Source organism: Leptotrichia sp. oral taxon 221 (assembly GCF_018128245.1).
Taxonomy (GTDB): domain Bacteria; phylum Fusobacteriota; class Fusobacteriia; order Fusobacteriales; family Leptotrichiaceae; genus JABCPH02.
In genome coordinates, this window is the sequence record NZ_CP072378.1 from 1,486,041 (window position 1) to 1,508,938 (window position 22,898).

The following is a 22,898-nucleotide window of genomic DNA, read 5'->3' on the forward strand; positions in this document are numbered from 1 at the left end:
CACCTCTTTCATTTTTTATCATTTTATTTTCTTCTAACCCTTGGTTTAGTTGATGTTTGAGCTTTTTTCTCTTTTCTATAAATCCAAGGTTCTACATAACCTCTTTTTGAAAATAATCCTAGCTTATTTTTCTTCGCATTAGCTTGTAATTGCTCCATCTCAGTATCTTTTTTGTCATATTCGTAATACCACCACGCATTTCCAGTTCGAACCATCTCTTGATTGACATTTTTCCCATTTACATAAACAACTGCTACTGAACGACCATATCTATCTCGATTTTTCACTTCAATTTCAACCAAATTATTTCCAATAATTTTTGCTAAAGCTGCTCGGCTTTCTGGACCGTAATCTTGTGTTTTTTCTGGAGCGTCAATTCCATACATTCTTATTTTCACAACCTCATCAACAAGTTTCCCATTCTCAACTTTCTGTACATTAATTGTATCTCCATCACTCACTTTTAAAACTTGATATTTTCCATTTGACGCTATTGAATTATTTTTTCCAATATTCTTTCCAATTTCTGTTTTTGTCCCAGCATTTGCCTTGTTAGAATTTTTATTAAAATTCATCATAAATGCCATTAAAATAACAATTAGCACAAATACTGTTCCCAACATCACTAATTGATTCTTACCTTCATCCACTTTCCGTGACACTCTCTCACCCCCTTTTTTAGCACAATTTCCAATTATCTAATCCTTATTTTAAAGCATTATCAAAATCAGCAATTAAATCATCAATATTTTCAAATCCAACTGCAATTCTAATTAATGAATTTGTAAATCCACGTGCTTCTTTTTCTTCGTCAGGCATTTCCGCATGAGTAATTGTGCTTGGGTGAGTTACCAATGTTTCTGCTCCTCCAAGACTTGCCGCAAAAATCGCTACATTCAAACTTTCAAAGAATTTTTTTACTTTTGTATCATCTTTTAATTTGAAAGAAAATACTGAACCTCCACCACTTGCTTGGCTTTCATGAATTGCTTTTCCTTTATTTGAATCCAATGTTGGATAATAAACTTTATCAACTGCATCGTGATTTTGGAAAAATTCTATTAATTTTTCTGTATTTTTTTGAGCTGCTTCCACTCTTAATTTTAAAGTTTTCAAACTTCTAATTAATAACCAGCTATCAAAAGGTGAAATCAAAGCTCCTGCCGCTACTTGTGAAAATTTAATTTTTTCAGCTATTTCTTCGTTATTTGTAACTGCCACTCCCGCTAATAAATCATGGTGTCCAGACAAGAATTTTGTAGCACTGTGAATTACAATATCAATTCCCAAATCTAAAGGTCTTTGTAAATATGGTGTCATAAAAGTATTGTCTGCAATCGTAATCAAATTATGCTCTTTCGCTATTTCTACAACTCCTCTGATATCTGTTACATCCAATAACGGATTTGAAGGTGTTTCAATCAAAATTGCTTTTGTATTAGGTTTTATTGCTTTTCTAATATTTTCTAAATCTGTCGTATCTACAAATGTCGATTCCACACCAAATTTTGAATAAACATCGTGTAAAATTCTATAAGTCCCACCGTAAATATCAATTCCTAAAATTATGTGATCTCCTGCTTCAAACATTGTAAATACTGATGTTGTAGTCGCCATTCCTGAAGAAAATGCAAAACCGTATTTTCCATTTTCTAAATTCGCTAATAATGCTTCCACATCATTTCTAGTAGGTGCCGACACTCTCGAGTATTCAAACTCTTGAGTCACTCCAAATTCTTTAACTGGAAATGTCGAAGCAAAATCTACACTTGTTCCCCACAATCTTTCTTTTTTTCCTTCTTTTATCCCGTGTATTGTTCTTGTCTCAAATTTCATATTAAAATCACTCTCTTCCTATGTAAAATTTTTTTGTAAAATTTTCTATCTAAAATTTCTATTTTTTTACAATTTTATCAAACGCTATTCTTTTCGCCCCTACATCAGGCTCCCTATCCAGCGTTATTTCTCCACGTACCTCAAACCCTTGTTTTATCAGCACTCTTTGCATCGGAATATTTTCTGTATGAGTATCCGCCCTCAAATTTGCAATTCCATTTTCACGACAAAAATTCTCAGAATAACTCAAAATTTTCGTAGCCATTCCTTGATTTTTCACGCTATTATCAACGGCAACCCTGTGAATTGCCACATAAGGTTCTGTTGTCTTCCAACTTCCATCTATATTATCATAAGCCGTCTCAGGTTCTGGTGATAAAACAATTGTCGCAACAATTTTTTTATTGTTATTTTTATCAAAATCTGTATTTTCAGTTATTGATTTTTCTATTTCTAAAACATAACTTATCCCTTTATTTACATCATTTTCTATCTTTTCTCTATTCGGATATCCATTTTGCCATTGGTCAATCCCCATCTCTTTTAACGAACTTTTAGCCATTTCTATAAGCTCCAAAATTCTATCAACATCTTCCATTTGAGATTTTCTAAAATTCATAAACCGCCTCCTTTCTTCAAATCTATCTATATTTTCCAGTCAATTTCCTTTTCACCTAATTCTCTTAAAATTTCATTCGCTCTAATAAAATGGTTACATCCAAAAAATCCACGATTTGCAGAAAGCGGACTTGGATGAACACCTTCCAAAATATAATGTTTTTGCGTATTAATCAATTTTTTCTTACTCTTCGCATTATTTCCCCATAAAATGAAAATTAATGGTTCTTCTCTATCATTCAAATATTTTATCACATTATCTGTAAATATTTCCCAACCAATTTTTGAGTGCGAATTCGCATTCCCAGCAACTACAGTTAACGCTGTATTTAAAAGCAATATCCCTTGTCTTGCCCATTTTTCTAAGTATCCACTATTACTCATTTCATAACCGTATTCATTGTGAATTTCTTTATAAATATTTTTTAATGACGGTGGCAACGGTACGCCTTTTTTCACAGAAAAAGCCAATCCATGTGCCTGATTTTCACCGTGATAAGGATCTTGTCCAAGCAAAACAATTTTACAATCTTTGTAACTTGTCAACTTAAAAGCTGTAAAAATTTCATCTGCTTTAGGATAAATCGTTTTCGTCTTATACTCTGATATCAAAAATTTTCTCATTTTTTTGTAATAATCTTTTTCAAATTCCTTGTGTTCCTCAAAAATTCCATCCCAATCATTCCCAATATTTACCATTTCAACCTCTTTTCGCTAATCCCTAAAATTTATCACAATTTTTTCTTTATCTAAATTTATATGTGAAATTTCAACATTTGCATTCTCAAGAATTTTTTTTGAAGCCTTAGTTGTTTCCAAATCTTTGTGCTTATCTGAAAAATAGACAACTTTTTTTATACCTGATTGAACAATTGCCTTCGCACACTCATTGCACGGAAAATGCGTCACATAAATTGTACTATTTTTTAGAGATTTTATACTGTTTAAAATCGCATTTAATTCAGCATGAACAACATACGGATACTTCGTTTCCAAAAAATCTCCTTCTCTTTCCCAAGGCATCGTATCGTCAGAACTTCCCATTGGAAAACCGTTATATCCTATTCCGATTATTTTCTTATCCTCATCAATTATACAAGCTCCCACCTGTGTCGATGGATCCTTACTCCTCATCCCAGACAAAAACGCTATTCCCATAAAATATTCGTCCCACGACAAATAATCTTCTCTTTTCGACATTTTCTACCTCCTTCTAAGCACAACATTTTTTCAATCTGTTACTTCATAACAGCCTTTCTCACGCTATCTGCAAACTGAATTTCCACTTTATCCTCTCGACTAAGCTCAATTCCTCTTTTAACAATTTTGCCATCCTTTCGAGTAATTGTGTACCCTTGCTTCAAAATATCCTCCACCGAAAATTTTGAAAGTCTAGCCTTCTTTAATTTTAAATTCTCCCTCGATTTTTCAATCCTACTTTTTATTTCTTTCGTTAATTTTTGCTCTTTTTCAATCATATCAATTTTTTTATCATTCAAAATATTCAAATAATTTTTGATGTAATAATTTTTTTCTCGTTGCTCTAATTCTTTTTTCATTAAAACAATTTTATTTAATAACGATTTTGATAATCTATTTTTTTTCACTACTAAATTTTCTACTAATTTTTCTTTTTCTGGAATTAAGATTTCTGCAGCTTGAGTAGGTGTCGCAGCTCTTCTATCAGCAACCAAATCTGACAACAAATTATCAATTTCATGCCCTACAGCAGAAACAATCGGGATTTTCGACTTATAAATCGCCTCTATTACAGGTTCCTCATTAAACGCCCACAAATCCTCAATACTTCCACCTCCACGCCCTACAATCAACACATCCAAATCTAATTCTCCATTATCACAAATTCTATTAAAAAACTCTATCCCTCTAGAAACCTCTATTGCTGAACCTTCTCCTTGAACCTTCGATGGATAAAGATAAATATTAACATTTGGAAATCTTTTGTGAGTTGTATTTATAATATCTCGTATAGCAGCTCCAGTCTCAGCTGTTACAACTCCAATATTCATAGGCATTTGTGGCAATTTCTTTTTATTTGATTCATCAAAATACCCTTTTTCATTGTACTCTCTTTTCAATATTTCCATTTTCTCATACAATGATCCAATCGTATTTGTTTTCTCAAGAAAATCAGCGATAATTTGAAATGAACCATTTGTTTCATAAAGTGATGCATTTCCTCGAATTTTTACTTGATCCCCTTCTTTCAAATCCGTAGGCACTCCACGAAATTTATACTTAAAAATCGCACACTTTACACTCGCCTTAGCATCCTTCAATGTAAAATACAAATGCCCTGACGAATAATAAGTAATATTCGAAAGTTCACCTTTAATAAATACATTTTTGAAAGTTTGCGTACTTTCCAAATACTGCTTCACTTCTCTGTTCAACTCACTTACAGAAAGTATTGCTTGTTCCATCTTATCTCCTTTTCACGATTTTTTTTCAATGATTTTTTCTTAAAGTTTTTCACTCCATTCAGCTTCCTTAAACCCAACTAGCACAAAATCATCTCCAACAACAATCGGTCTTTTTATAAGCATTCCATTCGACGAAAGCAACTTTAATTGCTCTTCTTCTGACATATCTGCCAATTTATCTTTTAACCCCATATTCTTGTAAACCAAGCCACTTGTATTAAAAAATTTCTTCAACGGCAACCCGCTCTTTTTATAAATCGCCGTCAACTCTTCCAACGAAGGAATTTCCTCAACAATATGTTTTTTCTCACATTCCACACCATTGTCATCTAGCCATTTCAAAGCTCTTTTACACGTTGTACATCTTGGATAATAATATACTTTTATCATAATTCTCTACCTCTCATAATTTTTATTATTTATACTTTTTTTCATTTTAAAATTTCAATTTTTTCCTTAATTTTTACAACCATTTAACAAACTAAATAGCACTAAAAATTTGTAAATTTTATTTTTATCAGTTTGAATATCAATTATGTTTTTATTATACCACATGTAAAAATTTTTTTGAAATAAATATCGTAAAAATTATTTTTTTCTAGAAAATTATTTTTTAAATCGATTTTATATAGTAAAAATGCTTTAAAACCAAACTCAAAAAATATGGCTATTTTATTCAACTCCTAAATTTATATAATTTTTAATAATTTAATTTTAAATTATAAAAAACAGCCTCCAAATGAACCGCATCCCTGTCTTGTCTATCCAAGAGTTTGGCGCAGCTCAATTAGAGACTGTCCTTTTGTTTTATATATTATGACAAATAATTTAAAACCATATTCATTCTAGAATTAGTAAATCGCTCTAAATCCGATTCCACCTCTGATGTTTTCACCTTTAGTGTCATATCCTGCGTTTACTGTTACTCCAAATCTTGTGTTATCAAATCCGATATTTAAGTCAAATTTACCATTTCCTTTTCTATCTTCTTTATCTCCTCTCAATTCGTAGTAATCTGCTGTTGTTCCTTTCAATCTAGCTTTGTTTCTAACATCGTTTACTTCTCCTAATTCGTTTGTATACGCTGCTGTCAAACTAGCTTTAAAGTGACTCTTAACTCCCACAGGTTGGATATAGTTGAATGCTACTCCTAATTCTGGTTGTACTGAGAAGTAATCGTTTCCTTTTACTTCCAATGCCATAGGCCCATCTTCTTTAATATTAGAATATCTTCCATATTCCAAGTTCAATGCTCCATATGGTCTTATACTTGTTCTTTCACTAGTTCTAAAGTCTTTTCCAATTTCATTTTTCAAAGCAACTCCGTATGTTGTGTAATCTGATTTCGCTTCAAATGTATCATCTACGATCCAGTATCTACGTGTCATATTATTAACACCTGCAAATGCTTCTCCTGCAATTGTCCAAGTCAATGAACCATTGTGATCATTGTAAGGCGATACTGTCTTGAATAATCCAGCTTTTATCATAGTTTGAGTTTCTTTCGATTTACCTAAATCTTTGAATTCAAATCTATTTGTTACAGCTCCTGCATACCATCCTGATTTACGTCCAAGTTTAACAGTTTCATTTTCATGAACATAAGCCACTCCGTAAGCATTATCTGTATAATCAACTACGCCAGCTGTATCAGTATTGTATTCTCCTCTATGACCAAACATTTTAATCTTGTTATTATCTTTAGTAGGATTTCTCCATTCATCTTGCAAGTAATTAAATTCTTGACTCAAAATATCTCCAGTTTCTTTGGTTCTTTGTTGGATATTTGAGTATTGGTGACCTTTCATTTCGTCGATTGCTTGAGCTAAAATGTGTCCTTCTCCACCGTTTAAGCTATTAATCTTATCAAAGATAGCTTTTTCTCTAGTTCCAACTCCTTCTTGTCCATATTTTTGTTCAAGACTTGCCAAGAAGTTATATGTTTGTGTATCTCCTTTTTTCGCAAATAATGTATAAGGAATTTTAACTAAGTAAACTTTATCAAGAAGTCCAGTCGCTGCATTCTTAGTAGGCTGTGCCATCCAAGTTAATGAAGCAGATGTTACATTTAATGTAGTTCCTGCTGTTACAACTCCACTTAACGCATCATTGTAAGGTTTCAAGATATTATCTCCAACTTCAATTGCTCTAGCAGTAGTATATCTAGACGCTTCTGTTCCAAAGAATAAGTTAACGTCTGTCAATCCTGTTAAATTACTCAATCCTTGGATTGGATTAGTGTAATTAACTCCTGAAGTATCTACATACATTCCCATACTTGTAGCTTCTGAAGCTGATGGGAAGTTCAATAAATTACTTGTAGCAAGGTTTATTGAAGTAATTCCTGAAGGTGATGTTACAATAGCTGTAGTTGGTGCTGGTGCTGCAACATCTGTATCAACTTTAAATATTGGGATAACATTACCTTGTGCGTCAGTTACTGTAGGCGGTGTCATTCTAGGCGGAACTTTAATTGTGATTCCTCCCATTTCTTTCATGTCATCAGCTGTTACTACTTTCATTCTAGGTGTTGAAGTTCCTGTTTGACTAACTCCTGTTATTGGATTTACTCCTGTTGCAGTATCATCAACATTTGCTACAGATTGAGTATCAGTCCAAACACCTGCACTCTTAGGATCTGATGCTGCGATATTTATTGTACCGTAGTTTTTAACGTAACTTCCATTAGCTACATAAATACCTTTTACTGATGTAAGACCACTAGCTGTTGTTTGAATAGTTCCCCAGTTTTCTCCAGTTGCTCCTCTATCAATATACATTCCAATTGTATTGCTTCCAGAAAGATTAATAGTATCATAGTTAATTGCTTTAGAACCCGATCCTACTGCATACATACCCATTGTATTTGGTTGACTTACTTCAATAGTTCCTCTATTTATTACAGTTCCTTGATTAAATGTTTGACCATGTGTTGGTGAACCTGGAGTATCATCATAATATCCAGTCGCCATACCTACACCATATTCTTTAGCTGCTGTATTAGAAGCCCCTACTTTAATATTTGCATAGTTAGTTGCAATTCCACCAGTTGAGTAAATTCCTACGTTTCCGTTACCAGTTGAGAAGTTAATATTTCCTCGATTTTCTATTGTTCCATTTCCGTATAATCCGTAGTTTCTATCTCCAGTTGATGTTAATGGTGTATAGTTAAATACATGACCTGTACTGTCATTTTGATAAATATAAACTGCATCAGTTCCTAATGTTACTGGGTTTGTTGTGTTAGATGTTACAGTATTTCCTGATCCAACATTTACAATTCCAAACGAATTATCTCCAATAGTCATACTAGAACCTGCATTTGCATTAATATTTTGTCCAGAACCAACTGCATAAACACCTACAGCTTGATTTTTACCTACTGTAATTGTAGATCCTGAATTTAAGTCAACTGTTGTTAATGGTGTTCCTTGAGTATAAATTGCAACTCCATTATCTCCAGCTTTTATGTCTTTATTATTATTAACATTGTATCCGTAAATACCAATTGCATTATCTCCAACAGTAACCTTGTCATTATTAGTTATTTTATTATTAGATTTTGCATAAATACCAACATTTGCATCTGTTTGTGATGCCGCATTTCCTAATGTAATAGTTTTATTATTAACTATATCTGCTCCATCTGATACAATACCAAATTCAAGTGCTGTCGATGAACCAGTAATATTTCCATTATTTGTAAGAGTATTTCCTGATCCAGCTGTCGTATAAACTCCAACCATTCCACCTGTTGTATTTGTAGCGTTTGTAAGTTTTACATCTGCATTGTTAGTATGTGTTGCTGCTCCAATTTGATCGTAAACGATACCCATTCCTGTTCCTGTTGTACTTCCGTTGTATTTGTATTCAAGAGTTCCTGTTACGTTTGTGTTTCCTGAGGCGAAGATTCCGATTCCTTTTTCAGGTGTTTCAATTATGTAATTTCCTACTAAATTAATATCAGAATTTTGTGCATAGATACCTTTTCCGTTTACTCCTGTTATGATGTCAGAACCTGTTCCTATTGCAGTTACTGTAATTGTACCACCTTCATTAGAAGTTGCTCCATGATCAACACCTGCTACGTGAGCTCCATTTTGAGTTTGTCCAGTTTCAACAGGACTTGCCATAACTGCAATTCCCACACCATCTGTTCCTACTGTTAATTGAGCATCATTCTTTACTACTACTTTTGCTCTTGCTGCTCTAGTGTTGTTGTCAGCATAAATTCCTATTGGGCTAGAACCTGCCACATTTAATGTACCATGATTATCAATTTCTATTGTATTTGAAGTTAAAGGTGATTGTACATCCGTTCCGTAATTTTGTTTTACATTTTTATCTGTTCCTCTTGCTGCAATTCCTGCTCCTGAACCTGTTACATTTATAGTTCCATAATTTTCAAGTTTACTTCCATTAGTTCCATAAATTCCTGCACCATTATCAATTGTTACTGAAGCTGCTGAACCAGCTGCAGTTCCATTTTTAATTGTTCCATAACTTACGTTCATTCCTGCGATACCATTTGCAGCTGTACCACCTGTTACATTTATAGTTCCTTCATTTACAAATCCTGAAGTTGTATTTGAAGGTGTTACTCCTATTGGAAGTTGTGTACTTGGAAGATTTCCCATTGAAAGTCCTTGTCCTTTAATACTTGTTGCTGACACATTTCCTGTAACAGTTGTTGAATTATTGATTGTTACAACTTCATTTGCCATTGTAATTCCATTATACTTGTCTGATAAACTATCTAATGTTACAGTTGGTGCAGTAACATTTAATGTCCCATTAGTTAATATAGTTTTATAGGTATGACCATTTAAATGTATTCCACCTCCTGATACTCCACCATTATTAAATTTAGCAATTCCAGGTAAAGCATTTTGGAATGTCAAGGATGCATCACTACTGCTATCCCAATTCAAACTTTTTCCACTAAAAGAACCTATTGTAACATTGTCGCTTTTTAGTTCAACTTTTACATTTTGTAATCCTTGATATTTCTCAGATCCTCCTACATTTGAAGAATAATCTGAATCTTCGCCTGTTATAAGTACTCCATCATACATATCAATTGTTGTATCCCCATTGAACTTAATCTTACCATTAGTCTCTGCATAAAAAGGTGTAACATTTTCATGGTCATTAACAGATGTCCCTAATGTTCCATTATTTTTATTTGTTATTGTCCCACCTGAATAATTTATTACTCCTTTATTTTTAGTTACTAACGCTCCTTTAGTTCCTGTATCTATATTTGTTGTACCATTCAAATTTACTACAGCATTTTCTCCATCAGCATATCCACCTAAACCATAAATTTGAGTTGTTGTACCTGTTGTTCCTAAATTTACTGTTGTTGTAGAAGTATTTCCTGTACTATTAGTTGCATATCCTCCTATATTATGATACTTGTATGCAAGTGTTGCTTGATCAGTTGTTGCCGAATCACTTTTTGCAGTTATATCTCCTAAATTAGCATTAACAGTTCCACCATCTTTAGCATATCCTATTATTGATCCATAACCATGAGCTGTTGTTTTTCCTTTTGCATTAACAATACCATCATCTAATGCAGCATAAGCTATCGCATAAGACTCTGAGCCACCATCATTTGTAAAATCATGATATTTCCCTGATAATTCTACATCAGTTCCTATATTAATCACACTTTTTTCATTTTTTAAAGCTCCTGTTGTTGTTGAACTCATTGAAGTCATATTTCCAGTAGAATCGCTCCATTTTCCTTGAGCTAGAGCTATTATTGTACCTGTAGCCGCTTCATTAGAATTTGTTTCAGAAGCTACCGGAACAGTTGTTGTTGATGTAGAACTTACTTTTCCATAGTCAGTTAAAACATTTTGGGTAATTGTTATATTTTTTTGTTCATTTCCGCTCTCCAGTACATCAAGTTGCGTCCCATTTTTTGAAACCAACATTACACCTTCTTTAGAATATTTACCAAATGTAAAATTTGCTCCATTTAATTGAAGAGAATGAATAATATCTTTTGAAAAATCATTTCCATTTGTTGAACCTGATGTTGCTCCCAAATCATTTGGTGCACTTATTCCACTTCTTTGACCTGAAGCTGCTAATACTCCAACATTTTTTTCAACCCAATGATTATTTCCAGTATTTCCTTGTGTTGTTTGTGTACTTTGTGTTGGATCAATTTGTAAATTTTGACCAATTACTGCTCCAGCATTTATTTCACCTTGATAAATTCCAATAACAGATTTATTCCAATTTGCACGACTTCCACCAGAATAAGGAGTAGTATTTGTCTGAACATGATCACTAAAGAATAATCCTATATTTTCATCTCCTGTCATTCTTATCTTTGAAGCATCAAAATTCATATATGGCTTCCAATTTGCTTCACCACTACCCGTTCCATTTGAAGAAGCTTGTGCTCCTATAGTGGTACCAGTAGTACTTCCCAACATTTTTCCGTAATTTGCTTGATATCCTAATCCTGAATAAAATGTATTTCCAGAACCTTCTAAATTATAAATTCCATGATTAGTATCAATTACAAAAGAACCAGCATTTCCTATTACTGAATAAACAATATTTTTTTTCGTTGTTAAATCTGCATTTACTGATCCAAAAAATTTTCCTCTATTTCTGTTTGAAAATCCACCTAATGTAGTTTCGTAAGGAGAAGGATATACATTAAAAATAACATTTTCACTTGCTATACCTGTACCATCATCTTTTATCTTTACATCTACATTATTAAAAGTCCAATTATGCATTTGCCAAGTTTCTAATGAAAATGCATTTGCCTTCCCGTGTAAATCTACTTCTATATTTTCCAACGAAGTTTTTCCAAATAAATGAAACGCTATTTGTCCCTCATGTTTTTTATTGTCTATTTGTTGAGTTACTGCTACACCATCATATACGGTATTATCACCATACATTCCAGATTTTCCAGCATTCCCTATATTTCCAGCAGCATGTACATAAATTTTCCCAAATGCATTATCACCATATTTATTAGTTCCATTACCTATATAAATTAAAACACCAGGTCTTTGATTAGTTACATTTACACCCGTACTATTACCAAATCCTTGTGTATATCCTGTTCCTGGTTTATATCCGGCCCAAAACGTTTTTCCTGTATCATTTAAATTTCCTCTGTTCCAAAATCCATCATTAAAGGTAAAATCAGAAAATGGAGTAGTATTTGGTCTTGGCAATTCAGGATTTATTTCTGGAAGCTCTGGCTTTACGATAGCAATTTCCTTAGGTGCCCTAACACTAATATTTAAATTTGGAGTAGTCGGCGCCCCAATCTTAGGTAAATTAATATTCAAAGCTGTTTTTTGAATATCTTTAGGCTTAACTGCAGCATCCACTGGTACCGCCGAAATTGGTTCAATAACTTTATTATTTAAAGCTGTTGTTCCATATTTCCCACCATCGAATGTTCCAAATTTACTACTGGCGTCTCTTTTGTATTTAATATTTTCTGTTTTGTCTCCACGACCTTTGTATTTTCCTTGCCAGTCGTTGTAGAAGAAATTCATTCCATATTGCCAGTTACTCCAAGGCGATTTTACTGCTTGGTCACCTTGTTCCATTAACTGAATCAATTCTAAATTGTAATTTTTTACTAATTTGTCGTTTTCTGATTTGACTTTTTTAAATTCTTGTCGCATATCGCCTATTGAAGTCGATATTTCTTGTCTTTTAGTTTGAATTGCTTTATCTGTCGGTGTTACATCAGAAAAACCTAGTATTCCGCATAACAAAAATACGAACAACATTTGTTCTGTATATTTAAAATCTTTACATCTCTTTGCAAAAGCTTTTAAATCTTTCGACAATTTTCTTAGGTCATTAGTCATTACATATCACCCCATTAAAAAAATTTGTAACTTCCTAAAACTACTCTTAAATTGTTATTATTAACTTTTTCTATTAGAACAATAAATTAAAATGAAAAAAGTTAAAGAAAAAAAGACAGTATTTATTTTTTAGTTTATTTTCCCGTAGAAAAATATAATAATTGAACTTAAAAAGCTAGTTTTATTGTAATAAATTTTGTAAAAACATTTATTAATACAATAAAATTATATAGTTTAAGTTAGCTATACCTTAGTATAACATAAAAAAAAAAAAAAAACAATTAATTAATTGAAAATTTTTCTTAATTTTATATTTAATAATTTTTACTGTTACAAATCTTCTGAAAGTATCTAAATATCATTGACAACCGATTTATATTTTTGATAAAATTAAAAAAAGATATAAAAGGGAGGAGCATCATGAAAACTAGGAAAAAACGGCTACCAATCGGTATTTCTGATTTCAAGGAAATCATTACAAAAAATTACTACTATTTTGATAAAACAAAATTTATTGAAAATATTTTAGACGACGGCTCAAAAGTAAAATTATTTACTCGTCCAAGAAGATTTGGAAAAACGTTGAATATATCAATGTTACGATATTTTTTTGATGTTAAAAACAAAGAGGAAAATAGAAAATTATTCGATGGATTAAATATTTCTAAAAGTGAATATTTTGAGGAGCAAGGGAATTATCCAGTAATTTCGATTTCGTTTAGAAATTATGATGAAGAAAATTGGGAAAATGGATTTAAAACACTAAAAAAAGAAATCAAACGACTGTACAATCAATTTCAATTCTTAAGAGAAAATTTGAATAACATTGATTCAAAAGATTTTGACGCGATTTGCTTAAAGGAAGATGAAGCAGAATGGCAAGAGGCTCTTTTGAATTTATCAAAATATTTGTACGAATATTACGGAAAGAAAGTCATACTCTTGATAGATGAATACGACCAACCGATAATAGATTCTTACATAAAGGGTTATTACAACAAGGCAATTAGTTTTTTCAAAACATTTTATGGCTTAGTTTTAAAAGACAATGAATATCTTGAAATGGGGATTATGACTGGTATTTTGAGAGTTGCGAAAGAAAATATTTTTTCAGGGCTGAATAATTTGGAAGTTCACACGATTTTGGATAGTGAATTTACAGAATATTTTGGAATTATAGAAAATGAAGTGGAAGAATCTTTGAAAGATTTTGATTTAGAATATGAATTAAGTGACGTTCAGAGATGGTATAACGGGTATTTGTTTGGCGATACAAAAGTATACAATCCGTGGTCAATTATTAATTTTTTAAAGAAAGGAAAATTGAAGCCTTACTGGGTAAATACAAGTGGAAATGGCTTGATAAAATTATATTTACAAAAATTGAAACATGAAATTTTTGAGGATTTTTCAAAATTATTAAAAAAGGAAACGGTTTTAAAAAGAATTAATGACAATACGACCTTTGAAAATTTGGAAACTAACTTTGAAAAAAATATTTGGAATCTATTTTTTCACAGCGGATATTTAACTTTAGCAGAAGAATATGATACGATGAAAAAAAATGTAAATGTAAAAATTCCAAATAAAGAAATTCTAGAAATGTTTTCTGAAATGTTTATTGAAATATATTTTAAAAATTCCGATAATTTTTTAGATATGACAGATGCCTTAAAAAATGGGGATATTGAAAAATTTAAACTAGAATTAAATAAAATTTTACTAGAAAATACTGGAATTTTCGATGTCAGTGGAATTTACAAAGAACAGTTTTATCACGGACTTATGCTTGGAATAATTTTGATTTTAAGAAACGAATATGAAATTATGTCAAATGGTTTTGCTGGAAAAGGCAGATATGATTTGCTTTTGAAACCTAAAAATATTTCAAATGGAAAAGAAGGCATTATTTTTGAATTAAAAATTTTAAAGAATTCAGAAAATTTAAATAGTGATAAAATTCATGAAAAACTTGAAAATGAATGTAAAATTGCATTAAAGCAAATTGAAGAAAAAGAATATGTTTCAGTACTAAAAAATGCTGGGGTTGAGAAAATTTTAAAAATTGGAATTGCATTTTTTGGGAAAGAATTTGAGATAAAGTATGAAAGAGAATAATTAAAGTAAAATTATAAAAAAAGGGAGGATTATTATGAAGATTAGAAAAAAACGACTACCAATCGGTGTATCTGATTTCAAGGAAATCATTACAAAAAACTACTACTACTTCGATAAAACAAAATTTATTGAAAATATTTTAGACGATGGCTCAAAAGTAAAATTATTTACTCGTCCAAGAAGATTTGGAAAAACGTTGAATATATCAATGTTACGATATTTTTTTGATGTTAAAAACAAAGAAGAAAACAGAACGTTATTTGAAGGTTTGAATATTTCTAAAAGTGAATATTTTTCAGAACAAGGGAATTATCCAGTAATTTCGATTTCGTTTAGAAATTATGATGAAGAAAATTGGGAAAATGGATTTAAAAGCATTAAAAGTGTTATAAAGCGATTGTATGGAGACTACAAATTTTTGACAGAAAAAATGGATGATATTGAAACTGAAGAATTTAATTCTGTTCGACGAGGTCTTGATTCAGTCGAATGGGAAATAACTCTCCTTAATTTATCAAAATATTTGTATGAATATTACGGAAGGAAAGTTATAATTTTAATTGATGAATATGACCAACCGATAATAGATTCTTACATAAAAGGCTATTACGACAAAGCAATTAGTTTTTTCAAAAGTTTTTATGGTTTGGTTTTGAAAGACAATGAATATCTTGAAATGGGGATTATGACGGGTATTTTAAGAGTTGCGAAAGAGAATATTTTTTCAGGGTTGAATAATATAAAAGTTCATAGTATTCTTAATAAACGTTTTACAGAATATTTTGGAATTTTAGAAACTGAAGTGGAAGATGCTCTAAAAGATTTTGGATTAGAATACGATTTATTAGATGTTCAAAAATGGTACAACGGATATTTATTTGGCGATACAAAAGTGTATAATCCGTGGTCTATTATTAATTTTTTGGACGAAAAAAGACTCGGAGCTTATTGGGTAAATACAAGTGGAAATGGCTTAATTCATCTATATTTACAAAAATTGAAAGATGAAATTTTTGAAGATTTTTCAAAATTGTTGAATAAAGAAGAAATTTTTGAAACGATTAATGACAGCATGACTTTTGGAAATCTAGAAGCTGATTTTGAGAAAAATATTTGGAATCTATTTTTTCATAGCGGTTATTTGACTTTAGCCAAAGAATACGATGAAATTAATGAAGAAGTCTACTTAAAAATTCCAAATGAAGAAATTTTAAAAATGTTTTCAAAAATGTTTATTGATGTTTATTTTGGAAACTCTAATAATTTTTCAAAATTTGCAAATGCATTAAAAAATGGAGATATCGAAAAATTTAAGTTTGAATTAAATAAAATTTTACTCGAAAATACAGGTATTTTCGATGTCAGCGGAACTTACAAAGAGCAATTTTATCATGGACTTATGCTTGGAATAATTTTGATTTTAAGAAACGAATATGAAATTACATCGAATGGCTTTGCTGGAAAAGGTAGATATGATCTACTTTTGAAACCTAAAAATATTTCAAATGGAAAAGAAGGCATTATTTTTGAATTAAAAATTTTAAAGAATTCAGAAAATTTAAATAGCGATAAAATTCATGAAAAACTTGAAAATGAATGTAAAATCGCATTAAAGCAAATTGAAGAAAAAGAATATGTTTCAGTACTAAAAAACGCTGGAATTGAGAAAGTTTTAAAAATTGGGATTGCGTTTTTTGGGAAAGAATTTGAGGTAAAGTTTGAGAGAGAATGATTAATGAATAAAAAATATCATTATTCTTTCATCTCAAAAATTTTCAAAAAAATACGTCTTTTATGTAAAAACATAAATATTAGACGTATTTTTAATTTTCTATAATATGGAATGAAACTTGGTTTTGTATCTTTTTCTCTATTTCCAAAAATTTTTTTATGAACAAATTTTGCAATAAAATATGAAAGAATAATGCTTGTAACAACATCAGTTGTCCAGTGACGCAACAAATAAATACGGCTTATTCCTACTAAAATTCCTAAGACAAATAACGGTATTTTTATTGCTTTACTTTTTATGATAAAAGATAAAATCCAAATTGTTCCCCAAATAGTGATTGTGTGTCCTGATGGAAAAGATACATAACTTCCTTTCCAATATGAAGTATTTTTAATCAAAGTCATAATTCCATAAAACTTATCAGGATTTACAGTTATCGACGGTCTTGCTCTTGCGAATAGAACTTTCATTACATTCACTGTAATTTGAGTAGAAAGCAAAGTAAAAATTACTGCTAAAATATATTTTTTTAAATAATTATATTTCTTTTTATTGATTAAAAAGAATGATAGCAATACAACTGTAAGCAACAATTCAAAATATCCTTCTCCAAATTTAGTAATAAAACGAAAAAATTTTTCAGTAATTTCTGAATGGCGAAAAATACTTGACTCTGAAGTATATGATAAATGTTTAAAAAAGAACTTATCTACAGAAAAAATATAATTTGTTAATTTCAATTGTATCACTTCTCCTTCTTTGTATTTATAAAAAAATTATTAGTTTATTTGATTTATATCTTTTTATTTTTCCAAAATTAGGATATAATATTTTTAATATAGCTTATAATACCATAAAAAATAAATTTTTAAATGAATTTAAACTGAATAAATTTTTAGAAAGGAAAAAAATAAAAGAATAATGGGGAAAATATTAGTTGTTGAAGATGATAAAAAAATATCAAGAATTTTAAAATTGCAGTTGGAGCGTAAAAATCATGAAATTACGATAATCGAAAATGGAATTGATGCTTTGAATGAAATTGATAACAAGAGGGATTTTTATGATTTGATGCTTTTGGATTTGGGGCTTCCTTTGATGGAAGGGAATGATGTCTGTAAAAACGTTAGAAAAATATCTAAAGTTCCAATAATCGTTGTTTCTGCGAAAAATAACATTGAAGAAAAAGTTGATTTACTGAAATCTGGAGCAAGTGATTATGTTACGAAACCTTTTGATTTTCTTGAGCTTGAAGCAAGAATTGATATAAATATTAGAAAAAATAAAATTTCTGAAATCGTTTATAAAACTTTAAGATTAAATTCAGAAAATTATTCTGTTTATTTGGAAGAAATGCCTATTTTATTGACAAAAACGGAATTTGAACTGGTTAAACTTTTGATTGAAAATAAAGAAGAAATCGTTTCACGAGATAAAATTGTTGAAAAAATATGGGATTGGGAAGCAAGTGACAATCTGCTTGACAGTACGATTAAAAAAATCAGAAAAAAATTAGGAAAAGAAAAAATTAAAACTGTGAGAGGAATTGGATACATTTTAAAAATATGAAAAAAATAAAATCAAAAAAAATAAAAGATGAAATAATTTTTGCAAATACAATAAGTCTAGCTTTTATTTCATTTATAATCATTTTAGGAATGACTATATTTTTAGTTCATAAAGCTGTTGAAGCCGAAACTGAGGAAATGGACAAGCTAGTTTTACCCACTATCAAAAAATTAAATAATGTTACAACTGATAAATTGAAAGAAACTTATAAAAATTACGATTATGCAGACAAACAATATATTTCTCTTGCAGTTGAAAAAAATGGGAATTTCATTTATTTAACGGACGACGAAAATCGTTCGGATTTTAAAAAGATTGAAGCGAATAAACTTGAAACAAAATGGGACAGATTTGTCTACAAAAGAATTTACACTGTGAACAATACAAAATATTATGCAATAAGAAATTTTAAATTTATGGAAGCACACGAAATTTTGTATGTTATGCTTTTAATGTTTGTTTTAATTACAATTTCGATTATCGTAATTTCCAAAATTGTAGCCGAAAATGTATTAAACCCTTTAACAAATATAATTTCTCAAAGTATAGAAATGAGGAATCACAATATCGACGCTCAATTGACAAAGACAAGAGATGACGAAATTGGAGAATTAATTGATGTTTTGAATGAAACTTTTAAGAAAAAAGAGGAAATTATCAAAAGTCAAAAAACATTTTCTTCTGATGTATCACATGAATTGAAAACCCCACTCTCCATACTGAAAGGATACTTGGATGTTTTAAAATGGGGAAAAGATGACGAAAAATTGTTAGAAGAAGCTATTGAAAACATGGATATCGAAATAAAAAATATTGAAAGAATTATAAATACGCTATTTTTAAGTTCCAATCTTGAAAAAATTACTATTAAAAAAGAAATTATCAATGTAAAACAACTTTTTGAAAAAATAAAAAAAGATTATGAACTTTTGAATATCGAAAGAGAAATTTTAGTAAAATCTGATGATAATGTTAACATTTTTGTTGATAAAAACTTAATTTCAGAAGTTTTGCGTGGATTGATTGACAATAGTATAAAATATTCTAATGGAAATATTGAATTAATTGCCAAAGAAAGTGAAATAATCAAAATTATCGTAAGAAATTACGGAGAAGGAATTCCTGAAGAAGAAAAGAAAAAAATATTTAATCGTAATTTTCAAGGAAAAAATGCAAAAAAAGGAGCAGGACTTGGACTTTCTATTATACGAGATATTATTTTGCTAAATGATGGAGAAATTTATTTGGAAAATAGAAAAGACGGAGTTAATGTGAGAATGGAATTTAAAAAAGTTGAAATTGAAGAATAAAAATAACAAAAAAAAACAGAGTGGCTACAACCACTCTGAAATTATTTATGTAAAATAATTTATTATTTTTTCAACATTCTAGATAAAAACTCTTTCGTTCTATTATGTTTTGGCTTTTCAAAAATAATTTCTGGCTTATCGTCTTCCAAAATTATTCCTTGATCCATGAAAACTACTCTGCTTGAAACATCGTGAGCAAAATCCATTTCATGTGTAACAACAATCATTGTAAGTCCACTTTGAGCTAAATCTTTCATTACTTTTAAAACTTCTCCAACCATTTCAGGATCCAGTGCTGATGTTGGTTCATCAAATAACAGTACTTCTGGCTCCATTGACAATGCTCTTGCAATTGCGACCCTTTGCTTTTGACCACCTGAAATTTGGCTTGGTTTTGCATTGATAAATCTTGACATTCCAACTTTTCCTAAAAATTCTTTTGCAACTTTTTCAGCTTCTTCTCTAGTTCTTTTCAAAACTTTCATTTGTCCAATGACACAGTTATCTAGAACACTTAAATTATTGAATAAATTAAATTGCTGAAAAACCATTCCAACTTTTTCTCTCAATTCAACTAAAGGAACATCTCCACTCAACACATCTTTCCCATGAATCAAAATTTGTCCACTAGTAGGCGTTTCTAGTAAATTTATACATCTTAAAAGCGTAGATTTTCCACTTCCAGAAGAACCAATGATACTCACAACTTCTCCTTCGTGCACATTAAAGTTTACATCTTTTAAAACTGTTCTATTCCCAAAATCTTTTCTTATATTTTTAATTTCTATTACTTTTTGTTTACTTGACATTATTTTTCTCCTTCTTCAACTTCTTCTAAAAATTCAAATGTTTGAGGCCCATCTATTTTTTTCTCAAGTTGTTTTAGAAGTAGTGATAATGTAAATGTTAAGAAGAAGTAAATCACACTTGTTATAATAAACACTTCGTAATATCTCGAATATGTTCCCGCAACAGATTTTGAAATAAAGAATAATTCTGTAACACTGATTACATTCAACACAGATGTATCTTTAATATTTACAATAAATTCATTTCCAATCATTGGTAAAATATTTCTAAACATTTGTGGGAAAATTATACTCTTCATTGTTTGGAAATTTGTCATTCCAATTGCTTTTGCAGCTTCAAATTGCCCTTTATCAATCGAATCAATTCCACCTCTTATAATTTCACTCATATAGGCTCCAGTATTTATCGAAACAATAAACAACGCAGCCACAATCGGTGATAAATTTAATCCAAATACTTGTGACAATCCATAATAAATTACCATTGATTGCACCATCATAGGCGTTCCTCTAAACACCGCAATATATATCGCAAAAAATTTATTTAAAATATAAAATCCAACTTTTTTAAATTTAGAAGTTCTATGATCAGTTTCAGCTTCTACTTGTCTTGACAACGCAACTACCATCCCAATCAAGAATCCAACTACAGTTCCTGTTAATGAAATAAATAGTGTCATAATTGTCCCTTTAACAAATTGATGCCAGTTTTTTTGAATAAAAAATGCGACCCATCCAAAAAATGATCTTGAAGTATTTCCAGGTTGTGTTTTTATTGCCTTTTCCATTATTTTTTGTCTAACTTTTGGCGTCAAATCCTGATCAAGTATTTTATTTACTTTTTCTTCTAATTCTGTATTCCCTAACTTCATCCCAATCGCAACATTTACTTCTGAAGTTTCATACTTAAATCCTGTATTTTTATTAAATGATATAAATGTTAAATTTGGATTTGAATATTGAGCTGCCATCGCTCCTGGTCTTTCTGACACATATCCATCAATTTTATTAGAATTTAGAGCAACTATCATCGCTGGAAAACTTTCCATTGCAGTCTGTTTACTAACACCTTTCATTTGATCAATTACATCATAATGCAACGTGTTTAACTGTCCTGTAATTCTTGCTCCCGAAAAATCATTAATTGATTTCGCTTTTGCATATTTTCCATTTTTCTTAACAACTACTACTAAATCTGATTCATAATACGGTTTGGTAAATAATAGACTTTGTTTTCTTTCAGGTGTTGCCGACATACCAGCTATTACCAAATCAACTTTCCCAGATGTCAATGCTGGACCTAATAAAGCATCCCATTCTGTTTTTACTATTACTAATTTTTTCCCTAATTTTTTAGCTATAACCTTAGCTATTTCAACATCGTAACCACCACAGTATCCACCATTAGTTGGAACTGCACCATTTTTATTCGTGTCTTGAAACCAGTTGAATGGAGCGTATCCACACTCCATCCCTACTTTAATTTCATTACTTGCACTATATCCTGTTACGAATGTCAACATAAAAATTAAGAATACTACTAATCTACTTTTTATCTTGTTCATTCTCATTTTTATTCTTATAATGCTCCTTCTTTAATTAATGTTTCAGCAATTTGGATTGTATTTGTTGCCGCACCTTTTCTAATGTTATCAGCAACTACCCATAAATTCAATCCATTATCAACAGTATCGTCTCTTCTAATTCTACCAACATAAACTTCATCAGTATCTTGTGCTGTTATTGGCATTGGATAAACTTTGTTTTTACCATCATTTTGAACGATTACACCTTCTTTTTCTTCAAATGCTTTAACTACATCTTCTAATTCAAAAGGTCTTTCTAATTCAACATTTACAGAAACTCCATGTCCAAATTTAACTGGAATTCTAACACAAGTTGCTGTAACTTTTAAATCAGGCAAATTCAATATTTTTTTAGTTTCGTTTATCATTTTTTCTTCTTCTTTTGTATACCCATTTTCCAAGAATACATCAATGTGTGGCAATGCATTAAAAGCTATTTGATGAGGGAAATTTGTCGATGGTTTCCCTTGTAAATTATTTTCTAAATCATCCAATCCTTTTTTCCCAGCTCCTGCAACTGCTTGATAAGTTGAGTAAACTACTCTTTTTAATCCATATTTATCTTGCAATACTTTTAAAATTGGCATTACTTGAATTGTTGAACAATTTGGGTTTGCAATAATTCCTCCGTGATTTTTCAATGCTTCTGGATTTGCTTCAGGTACAACTAAAGGAATATCTTTATCCATTCTCCAAGCACTACTATTATCAACTACTACAGCACCTTTATCTCTAAATTTAGGTGCGAATTCTTTAGAAATTCCTCCTCCTGCTGAAAATAAAGCTACATCAATATCATCTTTAATATTTTCATCTTTCAATTCAATTACTGTGTAATCTTTTCCTTCCCAGTTTATAACTTTCCCAGCTGATCTAGCCGACGCATAAAGATATAAATTTTCTACTGGAAATTTTCTTTCTTTTAATACTTTTAAAAATGTTTGTCCTACTAATCCTGTCGCTCCAACTACTGCTACATTATATTTTTTACTCATTAATTTTTCCTCC

Annotated in this window: 16 protein-coding genes; 4 read left to right on the forward strand and 12 right to left on the reverse strand. The window is 30.3% G+C overall.

What is annotated here, in order from left to right:
- Positions 1-23: 23 nt before the first annotated feature.
- The 8 genes from J4863_RS06615 to J4863_RS06650 form a co-directional block, all read right to left on the reverse strand.
- The gene (locus tag J4863_RS06615; RefSeq protein ID WP_211619340.1) at positions 24-623 is read right to left on the reverse strand and encodes a thermonuclease family protein; all 600 of its coding nucleotides are present in this window, start codon (positions 621-623) and stop codon (positions 24-26) included.
- 82 nt (positions 624-705) lie between these two features.
- Positions 706-1,836 (reverse strand): PLP-dependent aspartate aminotransferase family protein, encoded by a 1,131-nt coding sequence (locus J4863_RS06620; RefSeq protein ID WP_211618003.1) that lies wholly within the window; start codon positions 1,834-1,836, stop codon positions 706-708.
- A gap of 58 nt (positions 1,837-1,894) precedes the next feature.
- Positions 1,895-2,455 (reverse strand): GNAT family N-acetyltransferase, encoded by a 561-nt coding sequence (locus J4863_RS06625; RefSeq protein ID WP_211618004.1) that lies wholly within the window; start codon positions 2,453-2,455, stop codon positions 1,895-1,897.
- A 26-nt stretch (positions 2,456-2,481) separates the two neighbouring features.
- Positions 2,482-3,153 (reverse strand): uracil-DNA glycosylase, encoded by a 672-nt coding sequence (locus J4863_RS06630; protein WP_211618005.1) that lies wholly within the window; start codon positions 3,151-3,153, stop codon positions 2,482-2,484.
- A 15-nt stretch (positions 3,154-3,168) separates the two neighbouring features.
- Positions 3,169-3,654 carry a dCMP deaminase family protein gene (locus J4863_RS06635; protein ID WP_211618006.1) on the reverse strand — a complete coding sequence of 162 codons (486 nt, stop codon included), beginning with the start codon at positions 3,652-3,654 and terminating at the stop codon, positions 3,169-3,171.
- 38 nt (positions 3,655-3,692) lie between these two features.
- Entirely contained in the window at positions 3,693-4,898 is a 1,206-nt protein-coding gene (gene xseA, locus J4863_RS06640; protein WP_211618007.1) for an exodeoxyribonuclease VII large subunit, read from the reverse strand.
- A gap of 39 nt (positions 4,899-4,937) precedes the next feature.
- Positions 4,938-5,288: an arsenate reductase family protein gene (locus J4863_RS06645; protein ID WP_211618008.1), complete on the reverse strand. Its 351-nt coding sequence runs from the start codon at positions 5,286-5,288 to the stop codon at positions 4,938-4,940.
- 461 nt (positions 5,289-5,749) lie between these two features.
- Positions 5,750-12,766, reverse strand: a complete 7,017-nt coding sequence (locus J4863_RS06650) for an autotransporter-associated N-terminal domain-containing protein (RefSeq protein ID WP_211618009.1) — start codon at positions 12,764-12,766, stop codon at positions 5,750-5,752.
- A 420-nt stretch (positions 12,767-13,186) separates the two neighbouring features.
- On the opposite strand from J4863_RS06650, the gene J4863_RS06655 reads away from it, so the two are divergent.
- Together J4863_RS06655 and J4863_RS06660 are read left to right on the forward strand one after the other, a co-directional pair.
- Entirely contained in the window at positions 13,187-14,884 is a 1,698-nt protein-coding gene (locus J4863_RS06655) for an AAA family ATPase (protein WP_211618010.1), read from the forward strand.
- Between the two features lie 34 nt (positions 14,885-14,918).
- Complete coding sequence (locus J4863_RS06660; RefSeq protein WP_211618011.1) at positions 14,919-16,616, forward strand: AAA family ATPase; 1,698 nt, start codon at positions 14,919-14,921, stop codon at positions 16,614-16,616.
- 20 nt (positions 16,617-16,636) lie between these two features.
- Here J4863_RS06660 and J4863_RS06665 read toward each other — a convergent pair whose 3' ends face one another.
- Positions 16,637-17,365 carry a phosphatase PAP2 family protein gene (locus J4863_RS06665; protein WP_249111490.1) on the reverse strand — a complete coding sequence of 243 codons (729 nt, stop codon included), beginning with the start codon at positions 17,363-17,365 and terminating at the stop codon, positions 16,637-16,639.
- A gap of 172 nt (positions 17,366-17,537) precedes the next feature.
- Here J4863_RS06665 and J4863_RS06670 point away from each other — a divergent pair, with 172 nt between their 5' ends.
- Positions 17,538-18,185 carry a response regulator transcription factor gene (locus J4863_RS06670; RefSeq protein WP_211618012.1) on the forward strand — a complete coding sequence of 216 codons (648 nt, stop codon included), beginning with the start codon at positions 17,538-17,540 and terminating at the stop codon, positions 18,183-18,185.
- The gene (locus J4863_RS06675) at positions 18,182-19,495 is read left to right on the forward strand and encodes a cell wall metabolism sensor histidine kinase WalK (RefSeq protein ID WP_211618013.1); all 1,314 of its coding nucleotides are present in this window, start codon (positions 18,182-18,184) and stop codon (positions 19,493-19,495) included. The genes J4863_RS06670 and J4863_RS06675 overlap by 4 nt, the downstream gene beginning before the upstream one ends.
- Before the next feature lie 62 nt (positions 19,496-19,557).
- Here the strand turns inward: J4863_RS06675 and J4863_RS06680 are convergent, their stop codons facing one another.
- The 3 genes from J4863_RS06680 to J4863_RS06690 are packed head-to-tail and all read right to left on the reverse strand — an operon-like array spanning position 19,558 to position 22,885.
- Complete coding sequence (locus J4863_RS06680) at positions 19,558-20,304, reverse strand: amino acid ABC transporter ATP-binding protein (RefSeq protein ID WP_211618014.1); 747 nt, start codon at positions 20,302-20,304, stop codon at positions 19,558-19,560.
- The gene (locus J4863_RS06685) at positions 20,304-21,869 is read right to left on the reverse strand and encodes an ABC transporter substrate-binding protein/permease (RefSeq protein WP_249111491.1); all 1,566 of its coding nucleotides are present in this window, start codon (positions 21,867-21,869) and stop codon (positions 20,304-20,306) included. Before J4863_RS06685 ends, J4863_RS06680 begins: the two co-directional genes overlap by 1 nt.
- Before the next feature lie 14 nt (positions 21,870-21,883).
- On the reverse strand, positions 21,884-22,885 hold the full coding sequence (locus tag J4863_RS06690) for an aspartate-semialdehyde dehydrogenase (RefSeq protein ID WP_211618016.1): 1,002 nt from the start codon (positions 22,883-22,885) through the stop codon (positions 21,884-21,886).
- Between the last annotated feature and the right edge of the window lie 13 nt (positions 22,886-22,898).